Origin of the sequence: Nocardia shimofusensis NBRC 100134, assembly GCF_001613125.1 — a bacterium.
GTDB lineage: Bacteria > Actinomycetota > Actinomycetes > Mycobacteriales > Mycobacteriaceae > Nocardia > Nocardia shimofusensis.
In genome coordinates, this window is sequence record NZ_BDBT01000032.1 from 1 (window position 1) to 18,384 (window position 18,384).

The 18,384-nt window shown below is 68.7% G+C and carries 18 protein-coding genes; 9 read left to right on the forward strand and 9 right to left on the reverse strand.

The annotated features are described in order from the left end of the window. Positions 1–337: 337 nt before the first annotated feature. Positions 338–1,627, reverse strand: a complete 1,290-nt coding sequence (gene tyrS, locus NS3_RS24165) for a tyrosine--tRNA ligase (protein ID WP_067863995.1) — start codon at positions 1,625–1,627, stop codon at positions 338–340. A gap of 132 nt (positions 1,628–1,759) precedes the next feature. Next, entirely contained in the window at positions 1,760–2,380 is a 621-nt protein-coding gene (locus NS3_RS24170) for a DNA-3-methyladenine glycosylase (RefSeq protein ID WP_067863998.1), read from the reverse strand. Positions 2,381–2,488: 108 nt separating this feature from the next. Here NS3_RS24170 and NS3_RS24175 point away from each other — a divergent pair, with 108 nt between their 5' ends. The 3 genes from NS3_RS24175 to NS3_RS24185 are packed head-to-tail and all read left to right on the forward strand — an operon-like array spanning position 2,489 to position 4,628. Continuing rightward, entirely contained in the window at positions 2,489–3,247 is a 759-nt protein-coding gene (locus NS3_RS24175; RefSeq protein WP_067864001.1) for an ABC transporter ATP-binding protein, read from the forward strand. Continuing rightward, entirely contained in the window at positions 3,244–4,002 is a 759-nt protein-coding gene (locus NS3_RS24180; RefSeq protein ID WP_067864004.1) for an ABC transporter permease, read from the forward strand. Before NS3_RS24175 ends, NS3_RS24180 begins: the two co-directional genes overlap by 4 nt. Beyond that, positions 3,999–4,628, forward strand: coding sequence for a TetR/AcrR family transcriptional regulator (locus NS3_RS24185; RefSeq protein WP_067864007.1), 630 nt, complete (start codon positions 3,999–4,001; stop codon positions 4,626–4,628). The genes NS3_RS24180 and NS3_RS24185 overlap by 4 nt, the downstream gene beginning before the upstream one ends. Positions 4,629–4,641: 13 nt before the next feature. On the opposite strand, the gene NS3_RS24190 is transcribed toward NS3_RS24185, so the two are convergent. The 3 genes from NS3_RS24190 to NS3_RS24200 form a co-directional block, all read right to left on the reverse strand. Beyond that, a complete protein-coding gene (locus NS3_RS24190) occupies positions 4,642–4,872 on the reverse strand; it encodes a Trm112 family protein (protein ID WP_067864010.1) in 231 nt (76 codons plus the stop codon). 10 nt (positions 4,873–4,882) lie between these two features. Continuing rightward, positions 4,883–5,395 carry a GtrA family protein gene (locus NS3_RS24195; protein WP_084495888.1) on the reverse strand — a complete coding sequence of 171 codons (513 nt, stop codon included), beginning with the start codon at positions 5,393–5,395 and terminating at the stop codon, positions 4,883–4,885. A 115-nt stretch (positions 5,396–5,510) separates the two neighbouring features. Next, the gene (locus NS3_RS24200; RefSeq protein ID WP_245649788.1) at positions 5,511–7,814 is read right to left on the reverse strand and encodes a hypothetical protein; all 2,304 of its coding nucleotides are present in this window, start codon (positions 7,812–7,814) and stop codon (positions 5,511–5,513) included. Between the two features lie 392 nt (positions 7,815–8,206). On the opposite strand from NS3_RS24200, the gene NS3_RS24205 reads away from it, so the two are divergent. Beyond that, entirely contained in the window at positions 8,207–9,358 is a 1,152-nt protein-coding gene (locus NS3_RS24205; RefSeq protein ID WP_084495881.1) for a glycosyltransferase family 2 protein, read from the forward strand. Next, positions 9,348–10,487 carry a dTDP-4-amino-4,6-dideoxygalactose transaminase gene (gene rffA, locus NS3_RS24210; protein WP_067864013.1) on the forward strand — a complete coding sequence of 380 codons (1,140 nt, stop codon included), beginning with the start codon at positions 9,348–9,350 and terminating at the stop codon, positions 10,485–10,487. Before NS3_RS24205 ends, rffA begins: the two co-directional genes overlap by 11 nt. 6 nt (positions 10,488–10,493) lie before the next feature. Here the strand turns inward: rffA and NS3_RS24215 are convergent, their stop codons facing one another. Next, the gene (locus NS3_RS24215; protein WP_067864191.1) at positions 10,494–13,424 is read right to left on the reverse strand and encodes an AMP-binding protein; all 2,931 of its coding nucleotides are present in this window, start codon (positions 13,422–13,424) and stop codon (positions 10,494–10,496) included. 191 nt (positions 13,425–13,615) lie between these two features. On the opposite strand from NS3_RS24215, the gene idi reads away from it, so the two are divergent. From idi to NS3_RS24230, 3 genes are all read left to right on the forward strand, one after another. After that, positions 13,616–14,194 carry an isopentenyl-diphosphate Delta-isomerase gene (gene idi, locus NS3_RS24220; RefSeq protein ID WP_067864017.1) on the forward strand — a complete coding sequence of 193 codons (579 nt, stop codon included), beginning with the start codon at positions 13,616–13,618 and terminating at the stop codon, positions 14,192–14,194. A gap of 178 nt (positions 14,195–14,372) precedes the next feature. Beyond that, on the forward strand, positions 14,373–14,723 hold the full coding sequence (locus NS3_RS24225) for a hypothetical protein (RefSeq protein ID WP_067864020.1): 351 nt from the start codon (positions 14,373–14,375) through the stop codon (positions 14,721–14,723). A gap of 130 nt (positions 14,724–14,853) precedes the next feature. Further along, complete coding sequence (locus tag NS3_RS24230; RefSeq protein WP_067864194.1) at positions 14,854–16,065, forward strand: serine hydrolase domain-containing protein; 1,212 nt, start codon at positions 14,854–14,856, stop codon at positions 16,063–16,065. A 9-nt stretch (positions 16,066–16,074) separates the two neighbouring features. On the opposite strand, the gene NS3_RS24235 is transcribed toward NS3_RS24230, so the two are convergent. Beyond that, entirely contained in the window at positions 16,075–16,398 is a 324-nt protein-coding gene (locus NS3_RS24235; protein ID WP_067864023.1) for a DMT family transporter, read from the reverse strand. 97 nt (positions 16,399–16,495) lie between these two features. Here NS3_RS24235 and NS3_RS24240 point away from each other — a divergent pair, with 97 nt between their 5' ends. Next, positions 16,496–17,152, forward strand: coding sequence for a hypothetical protein (locus tag NS3_RS24240; protein WP_067864026.1), 657 nt, complete (start codon positions 16,496–16,498; stop codon positions 17,150–17,152). 99 nt (positions 17,153–17,251) lie between these two features. Here the strand turns inward: NS3_RS24240 and NS3_RS24245 are convergent, their stop codons facing one another. Continuing rightward, positions 17,252–17,626 (reverse strand): VOC family protein, encoded by a 375-nt coding sequence (locus NS3_RS24245; protein WP_067864029.1) that lies wholly within the window; start codon positions 17,624–17,626, stop codon positions 17,252–17,254. A gap of 202 nt (positions 17,627–17,828) precedes the next feature. Continuing rightward, positions 17,829–18,200 (reverse strand): hypothetical protein, encoded by a 372-nt coding sequence (locus NS3_RS24250; RefSeq protein WP_067864032.1) that lies wholly within the window; start codon positions 18,198–18,200, stop codon positions 17,829–17,831. Positions 18,201–18,384 lie beyond the last annotated feature (184 nt).

Below are 18,384 nucleotides of genomic sequence, written 5' to 3' on the forward strand. Positions count from 1 at the left end.
AGGCGCACACACATCCGACCGGTTATCCGGTTGTTCTGTGGGGCAACTTTTCCAGCCTAACCACAGTCTCTCCCGGAGTCAAGTCCGGTCGATCCCATGATCCACACTGGCCGTCAGGCGCTCCTCGTCCTACCTCGTTTCCCGCGCCCCGCCGAGCCTTTCGGCTCTGCGTCTCGGCTCCGGGTCGGTGTCCGTGTCGCTCTGACATGGAATAAGTTACGCGGCGGAGAACTCTTCGTCAAATCCGCACTACAGCCATGTAATTCCGCAGGTCAGAGGCTTGCGATCGGGCCGAAACGGGGCTTGGGCCACGAAATTGTGACCCAAGCCACCAAGATCAATTTTCGAAGCGCAGTGCGCCGGCCGTATTTCGCTTGCCCCTGCGCACGACCAGCCAGCGTCCGTGCAGGTAGTCGGCTTCCGACGGGGTCCACTCGGGGTCGGCGATCTTCGTGTTGTTGACCGAGGCGCCGCCTTCGTTGACCGTGCGACGGGCCGCTCCCCTGCTTTCGGACAGGCCGGTAGCCACCAGTAGATCGACGATCGTGTTCGCGGCGCCCGGTTCGATCCGGGCGACCTCCCCGTCGACCGCGGTCTCACGCAGCGCCGCACCCAGCGTGGACTCGTCCAGATCGCGCAGTTCACCGCGGCCGAACAAGGCCTGACTCGCCAGTTGCACCGCCTTGGTGTTCTCCTCGCCGTGCACCAACGTGGTCATCTCGGCCGCGAGCCTGCGCTGGGCTTCCCGAGCGTGCGGGCGCTCGGCGGTGGCCTGCTCGAGGTCGGCCAGTTCCTCCCGGTCGAGGAAGGTGAACCAGCGCAGGTACTTGACGACGTCGGCGTCTGCGGTGTTCACGAAGTACTGGTACCAGGCGTAGGGGCTGGTCATCTCTGGGTCGAGCCAGAGGCTGCCGCCGCCGGTGGACTTGCCGAACTTCTTGCCGTCGGCCGAGGTCACCAGAGGCACGGTCAGCGCGTGCACGCTCTCGCCGTCGACGCGGCGGTTGAGCTCGACGCCGGAGATGATGTTTCCCCATTGATCGGAGCCGCCGACCTGCAACCGGCATCCGTAGGTACGGCGCAACTGCAGGTAGTCGTTGGCCTGCAGCAACATGTAGCTGAACTCCGTGTAGGAGATGCCTTCGCCCTCCAACCTGCGCTTGACGGTGTCGCGGGCCAGCATGACGTTGATGGAGAAGTGCTTGCCGATGTCGCGCAGGAAGTCGACGACGCTCAGCGGGCCGGTCCAGTCCATGTTGTTCGCGATGATCGCGCCGGTCGGCGAATCGTCGAGGTCGACGAAGCGCTCGAGCTGGGAACGGATGCGCCCGGCCCACTCGGCGACGGTGTCGGTGGAGTTCATGGTGCGTTCGCCGACGTCACGGGGATCACCGATGAGTCCGGTGGCCCCGCCGGCGAGCACGATCGGCCGGTGACCGGCGCGCTGGAAGCGCTTGAGGGCCAGCAGCGGGACCAAGTGGCCTGCGTGCAGGCTGGCCGCGGTGGGATCGAACCCGGCATAGAGGGTCAGCGGGCCGTCGGCCAGCGCCGAACGCAGGGCGTCGAGGTCGGTGGACTGTGCGATCAGTCCGCGCCAGGTCAGTTCATCGATGATGTCGCCGCTCACGCCGTCCCATCTTTCCGCACCGCTGTCCTGCGCCGATGCGCAGGTGCCGCCGACAGCGGAGGGACTCCCGGCGGCGCGGCGCCGAGACCGGCAGCGGAATCCCGGACCCGGAATTTCGGCCCGGCGCGCGTCTCAGCCGGCGCGGGGGCTGCGCCGGTAGGTGGAGACCGCGGGGGCGGACGGTAGCCAGAAGCGCCAGGGGCGGTCAGCGGCGGTGCTGACCCCGACACGAGGGCCGGTGGCGATCGCATCGGCGGGCAGCGGGTCGGCGAGTTCGAGACGGATCGGCGACTCCGGATCGAACAGTGGGGTGCCGTAGTCGGTGAGGGCGATACCGAGGGCGGTGCCGAGATTGCCGGGACCGCGCGCGAGATCCGCGTCGGTTCGGGCGGTAGGGCGCCGGGCGCGGACGAGCTCGATGCCTTCGACCACCTCGCCCGCGCGCAGCAACACAGCGCTCGCCGTCTCGTCGGGACCGGTCGTGACGTTGATACAGGTGTGCATGCCGTAGCTCAGATACACGTAGAGATGGCCGGCCGGACCGAACATCACGGCATTGCGCCTGGTGCGGCCCCGACCGGAGTGCGAGGCGGGATCGGGCCAGGGGCCGGCCGGGTCGCCGCCGTAGGCCTCCACTTCGACCAGGCGAACCGCGGTCGCGCCGGAGCGCAGAGTGGCGCCGAGGAGGCGGCGGGCGGCGGCGGGCGGTTCGACGATCAACTCTTCGACAGAGACGACTTCTTCGGCGGACACGCGGCCATTGTGCGCGACACCGGCTGCGGCGGGGTATTGCGCTTGCCGCTGACGAAGGCACATAATTCGCCGCATGATGAATTCAACACACGATGAATTGAGGGCGACGTGACCCGGCAGCCCCTCCCCCGCCCGACCGGCTCCGAACCCGGATCGGCCGCTGTCGAGATCGAGAATCTGATCGTCCGACGGGGGAAACGCGAGGTGCTGCACGGTGTTTCGCTGACCATCCCGGCCGGTTCGATCACCGGCCTGCTCGGGCCCTCCGGCTGTGGCAAGACGACACTGATGCGGTGCGTCGTCGGCGCCCAGCTGGTGCGTTCGGGCCGGGTCACCGCGCTTGGCCTCCCCGCGGGCGCACGCGAGCTGCGCAGACGGATCGGATACGTCACCCAGGCGCCCAGCGTCTACCCCGATATCAGCGTGCGCGAGAACGTCGCGTATTTCGCCGCATTGTCCGGGCGTGATCGCGACGATGTTCAGGAGGCGATCGAGTCCGTCGGACTGCGTGAGCACATGCGTGATCGCGTCGACGAGCTCTCCGGCGGGCAGCAGACCAGGACCTCACTCGCGTGCGCGCTGGTCGCTCGGCCCGATCTGCTGATCCTGGACGAACCGACCGTGGGATTGGACCCGGTGCTGCGAGTCGAACTGTGGAAGAAGTTCCGCGAACTCGCCGCGGGGGGCACGACGCTGCTGGTCTCGAGTCACGTGATGGACGAGGCCGACTACTGCGATCAACTGCTGCTGATGCGCGATGGCATGCTGCTTGCCCACCTCAGCCCGGATGAACTACGAGCCGAGACCGGCGAGAACAACTTGGAACAAGCCTTTCTCGCCCTGATCACGACGGGACCGATCGCATGACAACGCTGCGCCCCTATACCGCCACCACCGGCCGAATCCTGCGCCAACTGCGCAACGACCACCGCACGGTCGCACTGATCCTGGTGGTCCCGGCCGTGATGATGACGTTGCTGTATTTCGTCTATGCCGCGACTCCGGAGAATCCGCAGGGGCCCGCGCTGTTCGACCGGGTCGGCATCAGCATGCTCGGCATCCTGCCGTTCATCGTGATGTTCCTGGTCACCGCGATCGCCATGCAACGCGAACGCACCTCGGGAACGCTGGAGCGACTGCTGTCCACGCCGCTGTCGAAACTGGATCTGCTCGGCGGCTACGGAAGTGCGTTCTCGCTGGCCGCGGCCGCGCAGGCGAGTGTGGCGTGCCTGGTGTCGTTCGGGCTGCTCGGGTTGCGGGCAGCCGGCAGTCCCGGCTGGGTGGTGCTGATCGCCGTGGTCGACGCAATCTGCGGGGTCGCGTTGGGCCTGCTGGCGAGTGCGTTCGCGCGCACCGAATTCCAGGCGGTGCAGTTCATGCCGCTGGTGGTCACGCCGCAGATCTTTCTGTGCGGACTGCTGGTGCCGCGTGATCAGCTGCCGCGCTGGCTCGAGATCATCAGCGATGTGTTACCCCTGAGTTATGCCGTCGACGCCCTCGAGCAGGTCTCGATCCATGCCGAGCCGACCGCGCGGATGTGGCGGGACCTGCTGATCGTCGCGGCCTTCGCGGTCGTCGCCTTGATCGTGGGCGCGGCGACGCTACGGCGGCGAAGCGCATGAATGCGGCGGGTGGAGAATCGGCGAGCCCGAGCCGGTCCGGTCGACGGCGCGGGCGGTCGGGGGCCAAGGAGGCGATCCTGGCCGCGGCCCGGGCGCGCTTCGCGGAGAACGGTTTCCACAAGACCTCGATCCGGTCGATCGCGCGCGATGCCGGTGTCGATCCAGCGCTGGTGCACCACTATTTCGGCGCCAAACAGGAACTGTTCGCCGCGGTGGTCGATCTGCCCCTCGACCCGCAGGTGGTGCTCACGGTCATCGACTCGGCGCCGGTCGACGAACTCGGCGCCTCGATCGTGCGCACCATCGTCGCCGTCTGGGACTCCCCCGCCGGGCCCGCGGCCGTCGCCGCGGTGCGCAGCCTGCTGGCCGGAGCGGATCCGGTCCTCGCGCGCGGTTTCGTGCTGGACGTCGTGCTGGAGCGCGTGCGTTCCCGGATCGCGACCGAGGCGGACGACGGGCGTGCCCGGGTGGCCCTGGCGGCGTCGCAGCTGGCGGGAATCATGGTGGCGCGCAAGATCATCGGGGTGGAGCCGCTGGCTTCGATGCCACTCGACGAACTGGTCGCGGCAGTCGGGCCGACGCTGCAGCGCTACCTCACCGGCGACATCGGCGCGGGATCGAGCTGACCGGCTCGGCCGATCACTCGCCTGCCCGAGCGAGCAACTTCTCGTGCTCGGCCTCGGGCACATCGCGGGCGTCGTCGACGAGCAGCACCGGGATGCCGTTGTCGATGGGATAGGCGCGGCGCAGACGCGGGTTGTAGAGGATGTCGGCGCCCGAATCGTCGGCGACGAGCAGCAGCGGGCCCTTGTCCTGGGGACAGGCCAGCAGTTCGAGCAGGATGGGGTCCAAGGCGGTGCGCTCCGACATGGTGCTGAACCTACCGGACCACGCCGCCCGCCTCGTCGACCGGCCGACGACGGAACGAGATGTGCCGATGACCGAAGAAGCCTGCGATCGCCACCAGTCCCATCACCACCACCGTCGAGGGCGCTTTCGGCAGGCCGAGCACCGTGACCGCCAGCGACAGCAGTGCCATGTTCAGCACCAGCCCCCCCGAGTTGACGACGACGAAGCCGAGGAAGTCGCGCAGCACCCGGCCGCGCACCCGGAACACCAACCTTCGGTGCAGGGCGAAGGCGACGACGACGCTGACCGCGTAGGCGAGCGCGACGGCCGCCGACGGGGCCCACGCGGTATCGGGCAGGACGGTCAGCCAGGCCACCGTGAGCGCTATGCCGAACACGGTGTTGAAGCCGCCGACCAGGGCATAGCCGACCTCCTGCCTGCGCAGCGTGCGCCGGATCAGGCCGAGCCGGCTGCCGGCCCGTACCGGCTCGGGGTGCGTGAGCTCCGTACTCGCGCGAGCGGCGTCCACGCGATCTGCAGCCATGAGGTCGGCGTTCGCCGGTCCGGTCCGCGCAACGTCGGGATCTATCGGCCCGACGTCCACGGGACCACTGACCGCGGACTCGGCACGTGCGGCGTCGGCGCTCATGGAACCTCGCTCACGGGGTGGCGCCCGTCGGCTCGCGGCCGGTTTCCGGCGACCTCGGGTCGGCGGCATCGGCGAAGTCGGCGGACCCCACAGCCTCGGCGGTGCCGGCGGCAGCGGCCGTGTCAGCAGCGCTGACCGCATCTGCCGTGCCAGCCGCGCCATCCGCGCCGGACGTATCAGCCGTATCGACCGCGCCATCCGTATCGCGACGACGTGACCGGCTGTACCACCATTGCAGCGCCACGAGTCCCGCGAGACCGGCGATCATCGTGGCGATGCCGATCTTCCAGCCCGGCGGTCGCCAGGTCAGCACGAGTTCGGCGCCGTCGGTTCCCGGCGGGACCTCGACGGCGACGAAACTCTTGGCGACCGTGGTGATGGGGATCGACTCGCCGTCGAGCGTCGCCCGGTAGCCGGGCCAGCCCAGGCGGGCGAACACCACCGAGCCGCCGTCGGGCGAATCGACACGCAGCCTGCTGGTGGTGTCGGATTCCGAGATCGACTCGGCGGTGACGTCCTCGGTGTGCGAGATACGGCCGTTGACCGTCGAAACCAGTCCGCCGTCGCGTTCGAGAACGGCTATGTAGTCCTCGTGGCCAGGCAGATCGACCCAGTGCCAGCCCTCGGGCACAGGCTGGTTCTTCGCGTCGGGGAACAGCGCGCGCTGCAAGACGACTCGATCGAGGTTCATCAGGTCGACCGGTGCGCGTCCGCTGTCCGGTTCGGGGGCGAACAGGCGGCGGTAGGCGTCGGGGCAGACGCTGCTGTCCCAGCGCATGCACAGCAGTTCACCGAAGTAGAAGTGACCGGTGGGGGTGTAGCCGTTGACGTAGGTCCGGTCCAGGGTGCGGGCGTAGTTGCCGAAGACCAGCGAGCGGTAGGCGGCGTCGGGGTGGCGGTCCCGGTCCTGGAGCAGGCCGCGCTCGCCGAGTTGGATGGTGGTTCCGGGGAATTCCGGGAACGCCGCTTTGGCCTCCGAACGGTCGGCGGGCAGGTTCCACGCCATCGGTGTGGGCTGGGCGGCGCGGACCTGCAGGTAGGCGATCGGGAACATGGCCGCGATGGTGAGTGCGCAGGCGGCCGCGATGCCGCGCGTGCCTGCCAGCCGGACCACGGCCGCGCCCAGCGCCAGGATGGCCACGGCCGAGACCAGGTGCCGGAGCGCGCCGTCGGGATCGGCGGAGACCGACCGCACCAACAGGAGCAGCACCAGCAGACCGGCCGCGATCGCGCGGTTCTTCGGATCACGGAAGCTGCCGAAGCGGCTGAGCAGCACGCACACCAGCACCAGCAGGCCGATGGCGAGCATGGGCAGTACCCGTGCGGGCCAGCGCAGTGGGCCGATCGTGCCGGGGCCCGCGATCCACATGAGCATGGTCACCGCGAAGATCGCGACCGCGCTCAGTTCCCGCCAGGCCTGCTTCGCCTTGCCCCAGTCGACGAAAGCCAGCGCGGGAACCAGGAACCAGGCGATGTAGGTCGAGGGCAGCGGCTGCACGTAGCCCCACCAGGAGGTGTAGGCCGGCATGGTGCTCGGCAGGCTGGCGTTCAGCGATTCCGACCACGGCACGGTCAGGAATTGGTCGTTGACGACCTCGGAGACACCGCGCCAGGTCACTTTCGCGGAGAGGAGACTGGGCAGGAAGGTCAGCAGCCCGGCCAGTCCGGCGCAGGCCGAGACCAGCGTCAGCCGCAGTACCGCCTGCCACGGCGTGCGATGGACGAGTTCGCCGACGGCGATGGCCGCCAGCATCAGCACCGCCTCCACCGAGGGGAAGATGTATTGGACGGTGATGGTGAGGTAGAGGAAGACGAAGACCGGAATCGGGCCGGACTCGCCGCGGGTGTAGCGCACCGCCGACGCCCAGGCGTGCAGCATCCACGCGGTGCCGGTGAGCGCGGTCATCCAGCTGGCCTGATCGAAGAACAGGAAGAAGCCCGACAGCGGGAAGGCCACGCCCGCCACCGCCGCCCACGCCGGCCCGGATCGGTAGACCAGACAGATCCGGTAGACGCCCAGCGCGGCGATGATCGAGAAGATCAGCTTCACGACGGTCGCGTAGAGCGCGATGTTGTCGATGGAGGGTGCGACGAGATCGATGAGCAATTGCGGCGGGTTGAACAGGCCCGCGTCGTCCATCGTATTGTTGCCGGCCATCCAGTGTTCGGGGACCATCACCGGAAAAGTGCCCTCACGGAGCGAGCGCCCGAGCCCGACCCACAGCGCGGAGTACTGGGATTCGGTGTCGTCGGTGAAATAGTGCCTGGCGTTGGCCGCCAGGACCGCGAGGTATCCGGCGATCACGCCTGCCATGGTGACCAGGCCCCAGCGCCGGACTCGCCGACGCTCCAGCACATCCGCCGAGGTCACCCGGACCTCGGCCGATCCTGTTCCGGAAGCCGGGGATTCGGGCTCCGGCGTGGGAGCCGGCTCCCCCGTTTTCTCACGTACCGCACTGTCCGTCACGATTGCCACACATTACAGATGGGCGACCCATCCGTCAGCAATGACCGATTTACCCGAAATGTCGAATTCTGCCGGCCTGGCAACAACTTCCGAATGGATTGTTTCCGCCGACAGCGGCCCGCGCGTCGCGACTAAGAATGGCTTTCCCTGTTACAGTGACGCGCACCTCTGCGCCGTATACCGGTTCCGTATACGGCGGCAGCGCCGGCACACACCATCATCGAAAGCCGATTCCGTCGATGCCGATTCCCACCGCGCGCCCCCTTCCCGCCGGGCGCCCCACCGCCACCGGACGCTCCTATTCCGTCGAGCGTCCGGTCTCCGTCGAGCGCCTGGACTCCGATGCCGAGAGCGTGTACCGGCCCGGCCACCCCGGAGCCGATCGCCCGCACGCGATCTCGGTGGTGGTTCCGGTCTATCGCGGCGAGCAGACCATCGCGGCGTTGGTCGAAGAATTGCATCGGCTCACCATCACCCACCTCACTCCCGGCGGCATCCCCTATGTGATCGAGGAGATCGTCCTGGTCCACGACAACGGGCCGGACCGCTCCGATGTGGTGATACAGCGACTCCAGCAGACCCACCCCGAGGTCCGCGCCATCTGGTTGAGCCGTAATTTCGGTCAGGACGCGGCCACTATCGCGGGCATGTCGGTGGCGGTCGGCGACTGGATCGTCACGATGGACGAGGACGGCCAGCACGATCCCGGCGCCATCGGCGGCTTCCTCGACGCCGCGCTCACCGAACGCGCGGACCTGGTCTACTCCAAGCCGGTCAACACCCGGCCGCACGGCTTCCTGCGCAATGTCACCTCGCGCGGCGCGAAACTCGTGCTCGCGGCGCTGTTCGCCTTCCCCGCCTCGACCAGATTCGAGAGCTACCGCCTCATCCGCGGCGACATCGGCAGGCAACTGGCCGAGGTCGCCTCCAACGGCGCTTACCTCGACGTCGCGCTGACCTGGGTGGTCGGGCGGGTCGCGCAGCAGCCGGTCACCCTGCGCGCCGAGGGCAGGGAGGAGTCCGGCTACAACTACCGGCGGCTGTTCTCGTTGTTCTGGAAAATGGTGCTGTGCAGCGGAACTCGCGGCCTGCGCGTGGTCAGCATGCTCGGGGTGACACTGGCGCTGGCAGGTGGTGTCATGGCGGCCTATGTCGTGTTCAAGGTGCTGACCACCGCGCACTGGGCGCCGGAGGGCTGGGCGTCGATCATCGTCGTCCTGCTGTTGTGCTCGGGCGCGATCCTCTTCTCACTGGGCATGATCGCCGAATACCTCGGAGTGGCGCTGCACATCCTCGTCGGCAAGCCGCTGTTCCTCACGGTGCGCACACCGACGCCACGCCCCGCCGCCACGGGCGAACCGACCGGGGGAATCGAGCAGGGTGAGCACTGACCGCATCATTTTCAGCCGTCCCCATCGCGCCCGCCGGGAGCTGGACAATCTCGCGGCTGTGCTCGCCTCGGACCACAGTCACGGTGACGGTCCGTTCACCGCGTCCGCGACCGCCAAGCTCGCCGCGATCACCGAGGCACCGCACGTCCTGCTGACCACCTCGTGCACCTCTGCTCTCGAAATGGCCGGGCTGCTGCTGGAACTCGGCCCCGAGGACGAGGTGATCGTGCCCAGCTTCGCGTTCACCTCCACGGCTACCGCGATGGCGCTGCGGGGATCGACCTGTGTCTTCGCCGATATCGACCTCGCCACCGGCAATCTCGAGCCCGAGTCGGTGGCCGCCGCGATCACCGCGCGGACGAAGGCGATCGTGGTCATCCACTACGGCGGGGTGGCCGCCGACATGGCCGGATTGGGGGAACTGGCCGCGGCGCACGGCATCGCGATCGTGGAGGACAACGCCCACGGGTTGGGCGGGCGCTGGCGCGGCCGCGCGCTGGGCACCCTCGGCACCATGGGCACGTTGAGTTTCCACGACACCAAGAACCTGCACTGCGGCGAGGGCGGCGCGCTGCTGCTCACCGACGAGATATTGATGGCGCGCGCGGAGATCATCCGGGAGAAGGGCACCGACCGGGCCCGGTTCCTGCGCGGCGCGGTCGACAAGTACTCCTGGCAGGACATCGGTTCCAGCTACCTGCCCAGCGAACTCAATGCCGCCGTTCTCGACGCCCAGCTCGACGAGTTCGAGATCATCCAGGCGGGCAGGCACCGGGTGTGGAACGCCTACGCCGCGGGCCTGCCGGAATGGGCGGCGCGCAACGACATCCAGCTGATGGCGGTGCCGCCGGACCGGGAGCACACGGCGCACCTCTTCTATCTGCGGACGCCGACCGAGCGGCACCGCGACGACTTGATCGCGCACCTGGCCGCGCGCGGGGTGAGCGCGCCGTTCCACTACGTGCCGCTGGATTCGAGCCCGGCCGGACTCAAGCTCGGCCGCACACCGCGGGCATGCGTACGCAGCGCGGAGTTCTCCTCGACGCTGCTGCGATTGCCGCTGTGGCCGGGTCTCGGTGACGAGCAGATCGAGCGGGTGCTGGCCGCCGTCACCGAGTTCCGGATCTGAGACCGATCAGGCGTCGGCCGGTCCCGAGCCGAACAACTCCGCGGCCTCGGCCTCGGTGAGCACCTCGTAGGTCTCGGTATCGGGGTGGTACCACCAGGTGTCCGGCCCCGGCTGCGGCCGGCCCTCCGCCCGCACCGCGCTGGTGGAGGGCCGGTAGGAGGCACTGCGCGGAATCGTGTCGACCACATGCACCAGGTCGGGGCGCTTGCTCGGTTCGAGCGCGCGCATCGCCTCGGAGACGTCCTTGGGTTCCAGATGCCAACCCTCCCGCACGCACACCGCGGCGACCGACAAGGTCTTCCCGCCCGCTTCGAGGCCGTAGGCGACCTCCATGTCGACCGCGCCGATGTCGTTGAGCACGTCCACGATCGGCTGACCGTAGACCGGACCTCGCTCGGTGATGACCACGGTGTCGGCGCGATCGATCAACCAGTAGTCGCCGTCGCCGTCCCGGCGGAAGAGGTTCTCGGTCGGCACCCAGGCATCGCCCGGCGCGAACACCCCACGCAGCCCGCCCGCGGACAGGTCGATGCCGTCGGCGGCCTTGCTGATCAGCAGGCCGACCTCGTTGTCGGCGCAGCGCGACGCGTAACCGTTCTCCTCGATGCGGATGGTGCCGGTGACCGGGTCGTAGGCGACCAGCTCCACCCTCGCGGTGCCGGGCACCGGACGGCCCTTGCTGCCGACTTTGACACCGTGCACGTTGGCCAGCACCACCTCGCCCTCGATGGAGGCGTAGAACTCGAGCACCCGTGCGGGGGTGAACTGTTCGACGGTGCGTCGCCACAGACCCGCCGGCATGCCGGAACCGATGAACAGCCGGATCGGGTGGGCGTGCCCGGCGGGGAACACCTCGGCGTCGAGAATGTCACGCAGCATCGTCCAGGTATAGGTGACCACGGTGACGCCGTAGCGGTGCACCTCTTCGGCGAAGCTGCGCGGGTCCAGCGAGCGGGCCAGCGCGATCCGGCTGCCACCGGCGACCGCGCCGCCCAGGCTGACCAGTAGACCCGAGGAATGATGCAGCGGCGCAAGACAGTACACCGTGTCACGACGGTTCAGGTCCGCCGCGGTGGCGGTGCCGAAGGCCGACAGCGCCCAGCGATAGTTGGTGATGTACTTGGTCTCCAACCGGTCTCCGGTACCGGTGACCAGCACGAAAGCCAGCTCACGCGCCAATCCCGGATTCGGCCGGTACCAGCCGGGCACACGCACGGCGGCCGGGTCGATCTGTTCCAGGTCGATCACCTCGGCGCCGGGCGGGGTGTCGAGTTCGCGGTCGCCGCCGCCGCCGAGCACGAGCACCCGCGCGCCGGTCTCGGCCACCTGACGCAGGTTCTCCGGATCGGCCAGCACGGTCCGGGTGCCGGTGAGCTCCAACGCGCGACCGAGTTCACTGCCGGGCGCGAGCAACACGGCCACAGCTCCCAGCCGGGAGAGCGCCGCGACGGCGGCCAGCGCGCTCGGCCTGGTCTCCATGACCACGCCGACCCGGGTGGCGGGCCGGACACCGGTCGTGATCAGGCCGCGCACCACGTTGTCGATCCGCACATCGACCGCGGCATTGGTGTGCACGCGATCGTCGAACAGGAAACAGTCGCGCAGCGGCGCGCGCCTGGCCTGCTCGGCGAGCAGACTACCCAGCGAGATCCGGGTACTCGGCTGGATCATGCCCAAGCGGGTCAGCCTGGGCAGCGCGCGGGCGGCCTCGCCCATCAGCTCGACCGAGCCGCGCACGGCACTGCCTGCCAGTCCCTCGAACACCTTGCCCACGCCCGCGCCCGCCTCCGCCAGGGCCGAGGCAGAGCTGACGATCCGGTCGGCGGCCGAATGCCGGCTGTTGGTGGTGGCGTTCTCCGACATCGGGTGGATCTCCTCGGGCAACGGCTGATCGCCGGCCGCCCATTCGATCCACTGCCGCACCAGCGGCCAGGTCTGCTCGGTCGCGACACTGCCCGCCACGAGTCCGAAATGACCTGCGTACAGACATGATTCGTAGACGTCGGCGTTCGGCGCGGCTCGCACGATCCCCCGCACGGCGGCCGGCTGGCCGATATCGTCCACCTCGCCGACGAAAGCCAGGATGGGGCAGGTGAGTTCGGCCAGGGATATCGGCTGATCGCGGATCACGAATCCGCCCAGCATCATCCGGTTGTGTGCGACGAACTGCTTGAGCAGGTCGGCGACCGCGGGCCCGGCGTAACCCACCCATCCCTCGCGGTTGAGGAAGCGGCGCTGACGTTCCTTGGGCAGCAACGCCTCCCGGTCGTGCAGCTGACGCAGGAAGTCGATGCGCGCCTTGGCGGTCTTGACCGGGTCGAGCATCTGGAAGCCGACTCGCACCATGGAGTCGGTGATCGGCAGCCGGGTCACCACGTGGTCGGCGAGGAAGTCGGCGACGTCGGAGACCAGGCCGTAGGGCAGGCCGAAGGGCACGCCGTTGACGATGTCGACCGGGCTGCCGAAAGTGACGATGCTGGCCACGCCGCGGCCGTAGCGGTAGGCGGTGGTCTGGTAGGCGAACATGCCGCCCTGCGAGTAGCCCATGAGATGGACCTCGGCGCCGGTGGCCGCGCACACCGTGTCGATGGCGCTGCTCACCGCGAGCACGTGATCGGCCAGGTCGCGCTGCCAGCCGCCCTCCTCGAGCGCCGGCGAGCCGAAGTCGATCACCCAGCAGTCGATGCCGCCGCGATGCAGGATGCCGACCGCGCCGCCTTCGGCGTTGACGTCCCAGATGTCGGCATTGACCATCAGCGGCGGCACGAGCAGCGCCACCGGGCGTCCCGGGGTCGCGTCGTCGGGGAAATAGCGCCGCAATCGGTACATGCGGCGTCGCTCGACGACCTCGAACGGAGAGGCCTCCACACCGTGCGCCAATCCGCCGAAGCGGATCACCTCCAGACCGTTCTGCGCGGTCGCCATCAAACGCCGCATCGGCCCCGCCACACCCTTCGCACTGAACTTCACGATCGCTCCTGCACTTGTGCCACGCACCCTTACGATCCCGACGCGTACGACGAGCTTTCCACATCGCGAGGGCATCGGAGGTCAGCCACGACCGTTTCGAGACCTGACGATGGTCACACCGCGAGAGCCCCGGTGGAGGTTCTCGATACGCTGGGGCAATGATCGACACCGCTGTGCTGCCGACCCCCGATCGCGAATCACTGCTGGTCGAGCTCGTCGACGAGCAAGGGCGCGCGGTCGGCGAGTGCCCGGTCGCCGAAGCGCACCGCGCGCCCGGACAGTTGCATCGAGCCTTCTCCGTGCTGTTGTTCGACGACGACGGCCGGGTGCTACTGCAGCGGCGCGCCGCAGTGAAAACCCGCTTCCCCTTGCAGTGGGCGAACACCTGCTGCGGCCATCCCGCCCCGGGGCAGGGCATTCCGGACGCTGCGCGCGCCCGGCTGCGCGAGGAACTCGGACTCGACGCCGAACTCGTCGAGGCAGGCGTTTTCCGCTATCGCGCGAGCGACGCGGCGACCGGCCGGGTGGAACACGAATGGGATCACGTGTTCATCGGCGGCGCCACCGCCGAGACCGCGCGGCCCGACCCGGCCGAGGTCGCCGAACTCCGCTGGCTCGAGCCGGCCGAGGTCCGCACCCTGCTGGCCGCCGATCCCCAGGAATTCACCCCGTGGCTGGCCGCGGTGCTCGAGATCGCCGACGCCGCCTTCCGCGCGGACGCCCCTCGCGAGCACTGACCGCCCCTGGCCCCTGCCCCCAGGCCGCCTGGTCTCACATGTTTCAATGCGCATATCCGCGTACCGGAATGTGAAAGGATCCTTGGTGAATTCACAGGAACGGCACAGCATGACACCAGGGCGGCGGCGCATCCTGGAAGGCGTAGATGTTGCCCAGGTGAGAGCGAGGTGCGCACCAATGGTCGAGATCGAGGTCCGCGGTACGACAGTGACGATTCATGTGGTCGGCGGCCACCGGCTGCTCTCCATGCGTGACAGCATCACCTTCGATTTCCGCGACATCGCCGCCGTCGGCCCGGCGTCGGTCGACATGCGTCCGCCGTGGGTCCGCGCGCCAGGCGCCTTCTTCCCCGGTGTCATCGCCGCGGGCACCTTCCGCGGCAAGGGCCGCAAGGAGTTCTGGGACACCCGATTCGACGGCAGCGGCCTGCAGATCGACCTCGAGCACGGCGAATTCACTCGGCTGGTGGTCGACGTGGACGACCCGGGTTCGGCTCTGCTGGACCTGTGCCGAGCGGCCGCGGCCTGACATCGGGACACACCCGGCCGCCCGCTCCCCGACGCGCGATCCCCGCTCCTCTTACTGTGGACGGGGACGACGAAAGGGGTGCGGCCGGGTGAGCCCAGATTCCACAGCAGACGAGGCCGACCGGGAGACCATCGAGGACGAGGTCGCGGCGGCGCGTGCCACCGAGCCCGCGGCCCAGCACGTCGACCGGCGATTCGTCCGGCTGGTGACCGAGTTCGACCGGCTGTTCGGCAAGCCCGGCGACGGCGGCGGCGCGCTCTGCGTCTACCTGCACGGTGAGCCGGTCGTCGACGTGTGGGCCGGATACGCCCGGCCGGGGCAGCGATGGACCCACGAGACCCTGGCCGTCACCTATTCCACCGGTAAGGGCGTGGCTTCGACACTGTTGCACCGTCTCGCCGAACGCGGCCTGCTCGACTACGAGCATCCGGTGGCCGAATACTGGCCCGAGTTCGCCGCGGCGGGCAAGGGCGAGATCACCGTGCGTCAGTTGCTCACCCACCGCGCCGGTCTGCACCGGATGCGCGATCTCGTGCCCGGACCGATCGACCGGTTCTTCGACGACGAGGCGGTCACCGCCGCGCTCGCCGCCGCTGCCCCGGATCCCAGGCGCCTGACCACCAGCGGCTATCACGCCATCAGCTTCGGGCATCTGGTCGCCGAGTTGGTGCGCAGAGTCAGCGGAACGAGCTTCACCGAGGCGCTGCGCACCGAGATCGCCGAGCCGCTCGGCATCACCGATCTGTGGTTCCGGGTGCCGAGGGAGCAGCGCTCCCGGATCGCGGTGAACTTCCCGGTACTCACCGTCGCCGGGATGAGCTGGGAGGCCAGTGTGCGGCTGATGGGCCGCACGAAACTGTCCGCGGCAGCCGAGACCACCCCGCGCGGCTTCGCCGAGATCATGGCCGACCCGCGCCTGCACGATTCGGTGATGCCCGGCGTCAACGGCGTCTTCTCGGCCCGCTCGCTGGCCGCGGTGTACGGGGCGCTCGCCTGCGACGGCAGCCTCGGCGACCGCAGACTGCTGGGGCCGGGCACCGTGGATGTGATCCGCACGCGGCAGGTGTTCACGCCCGACTACGTGCTCGCTTTCCGCATCCCGTGGGCGCTGGGCTATCACGGCGTGCCGATGAAGCCCTCACGATCGGAGCCGGTGTCGGCGTTCGGTCATTTCGGACTCGGCGGATCCGGCGCTTTCGCCGATCCGGAGACCGGGATGTCGCTCGGCTTCGTCACCAACCGGCTCGGCGGAAAGCTCACCCCGCTCGGCGATGCCCGGCTGACCCGCCTGGGCACGCTCGCCCACAACATCGCCAAGAAGATCGCCCGAGAAGCCGGCTGAGCAAAACGGTCAGTGCGCGCCTCCGAGTTCCAGCGCCATCACCCCGAGGATCACCAGGGCGATGCCGCCGACCTGGATCATTGTCAGCTTCTCGCCGAGCAGCAGCACCCCGATGATCGCGATGGCGGCGACGCCGATCGCCGACCAGATGCCGTAGGCGACGCCGATCGGCATCCCGCGCTTCAACGCCTGGGACAGGAAGTAGAACGCACCGCAGTAGCCGATGGCCACCACGATCGACGGCCCGATCCTGCTGAATCCCTCGGAGAACTTCAGCGATACCGTCGCCGTCACTTCGAAGGCGATGGCCAGGGCGAGGAACAGCAAGGTCATGGCGGCAGCCTAACGAGCCAGCGGCGTGTCCTCGCGACTCGGCGACCCACCTCGAGGGCCTGCTTCACAATGGGAATCGAGCCGGGAGGTGGTAGCCGTGTGGGAAGCCGTCCTGATCGCCGCGGTCGTCTTCGTCGGTGTCGTCGCGGCGGCGGGACTGTTCGTGTTCCTGCCGCTGCTGCGCCGCTCGGACCGTGGAGCCCGGGATACTTTCGCCCGGTGGGCGGCCACGCACGGCTGGCGCTACGACGACCGGTCGCACCCGGCCTGGAGCGCGCGGCTACCCGGCCACCAGAACGGCACCGTCGTATTCGCCCTCACCGGCGTGGTCGACAATCGGCTGGTCACCGCGGCCGAGTACCGCGCCGAGTCGCACCGATTCACCGTCCTCGTGGTGCACCTCGACCGTCCCTATCCCCCGCTGGCGGTGCTCGACCGAGAACTGAGCCGCGAGATCGGCGACGCGTTCGCCGCCTCCCTCCCGATCCACACCGGCGACGCCGCCTTCGACCGTCGTTTCCGGGTGAGCGCCGTCGATCAGCGCTACGCCCGGCTCATGCTCGATCCGGTGGTCGTTCAGGCGCAACTGGACGGTCCCGTCGAGCGGTGGAGCCTCGCCGGACGCGATCTGCTCACCTACAAGCTCGGCAAGCCGAGCAATCCTGCGGCGATTCCCGATCTCGCCCGCCCTGTGCTGCACCTCGCCGATCTGCTCGAGGAACGCGCGTACGGCGAGTCGGCGGCGCAGGAGTGATCCGGCCTTCGGCGGCCCTCACCCGCGGCGTCGACCATGCGTGCTGTCGCGGCCGAGTATGCGGGCGCCCGGGGCGGAAGCCGCGAGCGCCCGCACCACTCACAGATACGGGCGAGTGATCATCTCGATGCCGTGCCCGGCTGGGTCGAGGAAGTAGACGCCCCGGCCGCCGTGCCCGTCGTTGATCTCCCCCGGCTGCTGGAAATGCGGGTCGGCCCAGTGCTCGATCTCGCGCTCGCACAGCCGACGGTACGCACGGTCGAACAGTTCGTCGTCGACCAGGAAGGCGTAGTGCTGGCGTTGGATGTCGACCGGCGGTTCGGCGAACTGCAGCAGCACGCCGTCCTCGCAGAGCAGGTTGGTGAACACACCCCAGGACGGGGCGTCGGCCAGTTCGAAGATGTCGCGGAAGAACGCGGCGGATTCCTCACGATCGGTCGCGGCGATGATCGTGTGGTTGAAACGTGCGGTCATGAAGGTCTCCTGTCGTGATCGAAAGTGGTGCTGGGTTCGATCGCGAAACAGGAGGCGCTCGGGCGCTCAGGTGAGCGCCGGGTCACCTGTCCGTGTGTGGCTCGAGGCCGTCCCGGTCATCATCGCCGATGAGCGTAGGGAATCGAATCGCCTACCGCAACTGGCTATTTCCCGGCGTGGCGATCAGGTGCGAGTCGCGAGATCAGCCGCTGAGCCACCGCCACATGCCGAGCCAACCGGCCTCGTAGTGTGGGATCACCCGTTCGATCGCCGTGGGAGCGGGTTCCCGCTCGAGATCGATGACGACACCGACGCGGGCCTCGATCACGTCGAGCTTTCCCTCGAGGTGGGCCGGGTCCGGCACGAATACCGCACGGGCGTTGTGCCGTTCGATCTGGGCGAGCAGCCGGTCGATCCGGTTGTCGGTGGCGGCGGTGAAGACGATGGTCTTGCTCAGGTTGTATCCCAGCCGCGGAGCGAGGTGTCGCATCCGGATCTCGTCCCAGGGCTGCCGGATGCCGGACAGGTCGGCACGCAGGTATCCCAGGGCCGGCTCGGCACGGTGGAAGCTCACGATGCGTTCACCTCCCCCGGCCGCCGATGCGAGTACGACTGTCGTCCCGAGATCATCCGGTACTCCTCCTCTTCCGCCGGACTCGAAAGTCTCTCGGCGTCAACGAAATACACAGTGATCGATCGGCCGAGCGCATCACCCGCCCAGTTCACACCGCTTGCCCGAACACCCGGTTATCCGGATG

Excerpts from the sequence above, each read along its gene's own strand:
- NS3_RS24180 (WP_067864004.1), top strand. The coding sequence starts at position 3,244 with ATGACAACGCTGCGCCCCTATACCGCCACCACCGGCCGAATCCTGCGC.
- NS3_RS24185 (WP_067864007.1), top strand. The coding sequence starts at position 3,999 with ATGAATGCGGCGGGTGGAGAATCGGCGAGCCCGAGCCGGTCCGGTCGA.
- NS3_RS24190 (WP_067864010.1), bottom strand. The coding sequence starts at position 4,872 with ATGTCGGAGCGCACCGCCTTGGACCCCATCCTGCTCGAACTGCTGGCC.
- NS3_RS24195 (WP_084495888.1), bottom strand. The coding sequence starts at position 5,395 with ATGGCTGCAGATCGCGTGGACGCCGCTCGCGCGAGTACGGAGCTCACG.
- NS3_RS24200 (WP_245649788.1), bottom strand. The coding sequence starts at position 7,814 with ATGGCAGGCGTGATCGCCGGATACCTCGCGGTCCTGGCGGCCAACGCC.
- NS3_RS24205 (WP_084495881.1), top strand. The coding sequence starts at position 8,207 with ATGCCGATTCCCACCGCGCGCCCCCTTCCCGCCGGGCGCCCCACCGCC.
- NS3_RS24215 (WP_067864191.1), bottom strand. The coding sequence starts at position 13,424 with ATGCGGCGTTTGATGGCGACCGCGCAGAACGGTCTGGAGGTGATCCGC.
- idi (WP_067864017.1), top strand. The coding sequence starts at position 13,616 with ATGATCGACACCGCTGTGCTGCCGACCCCCGATCGCGAATCACTGCTG.
- NS3_RS24225 (WP_067864020.1), top strand. The coding sequence starts at position 14,373 with ATGGTCGAGATCGAGGTCCGCGGTACGACAGTGACGATTCATGTGGTC.
- NS3_RS24235 (WP_067864023.1), bottom strand. The coding sequence starts at position 16,398 with ATGACCTTGCTGTTCCTCGCCCTGGCCATCGCCTTCGAAGTGACGGCG.
- NS3_RS24245 (WP_067864029.1), bottom strand. The coding sequence starts at position 17,626 with ATGACCGCACGTTTCAACCACACGATCATCGCCGCGACCGATCGTGAG.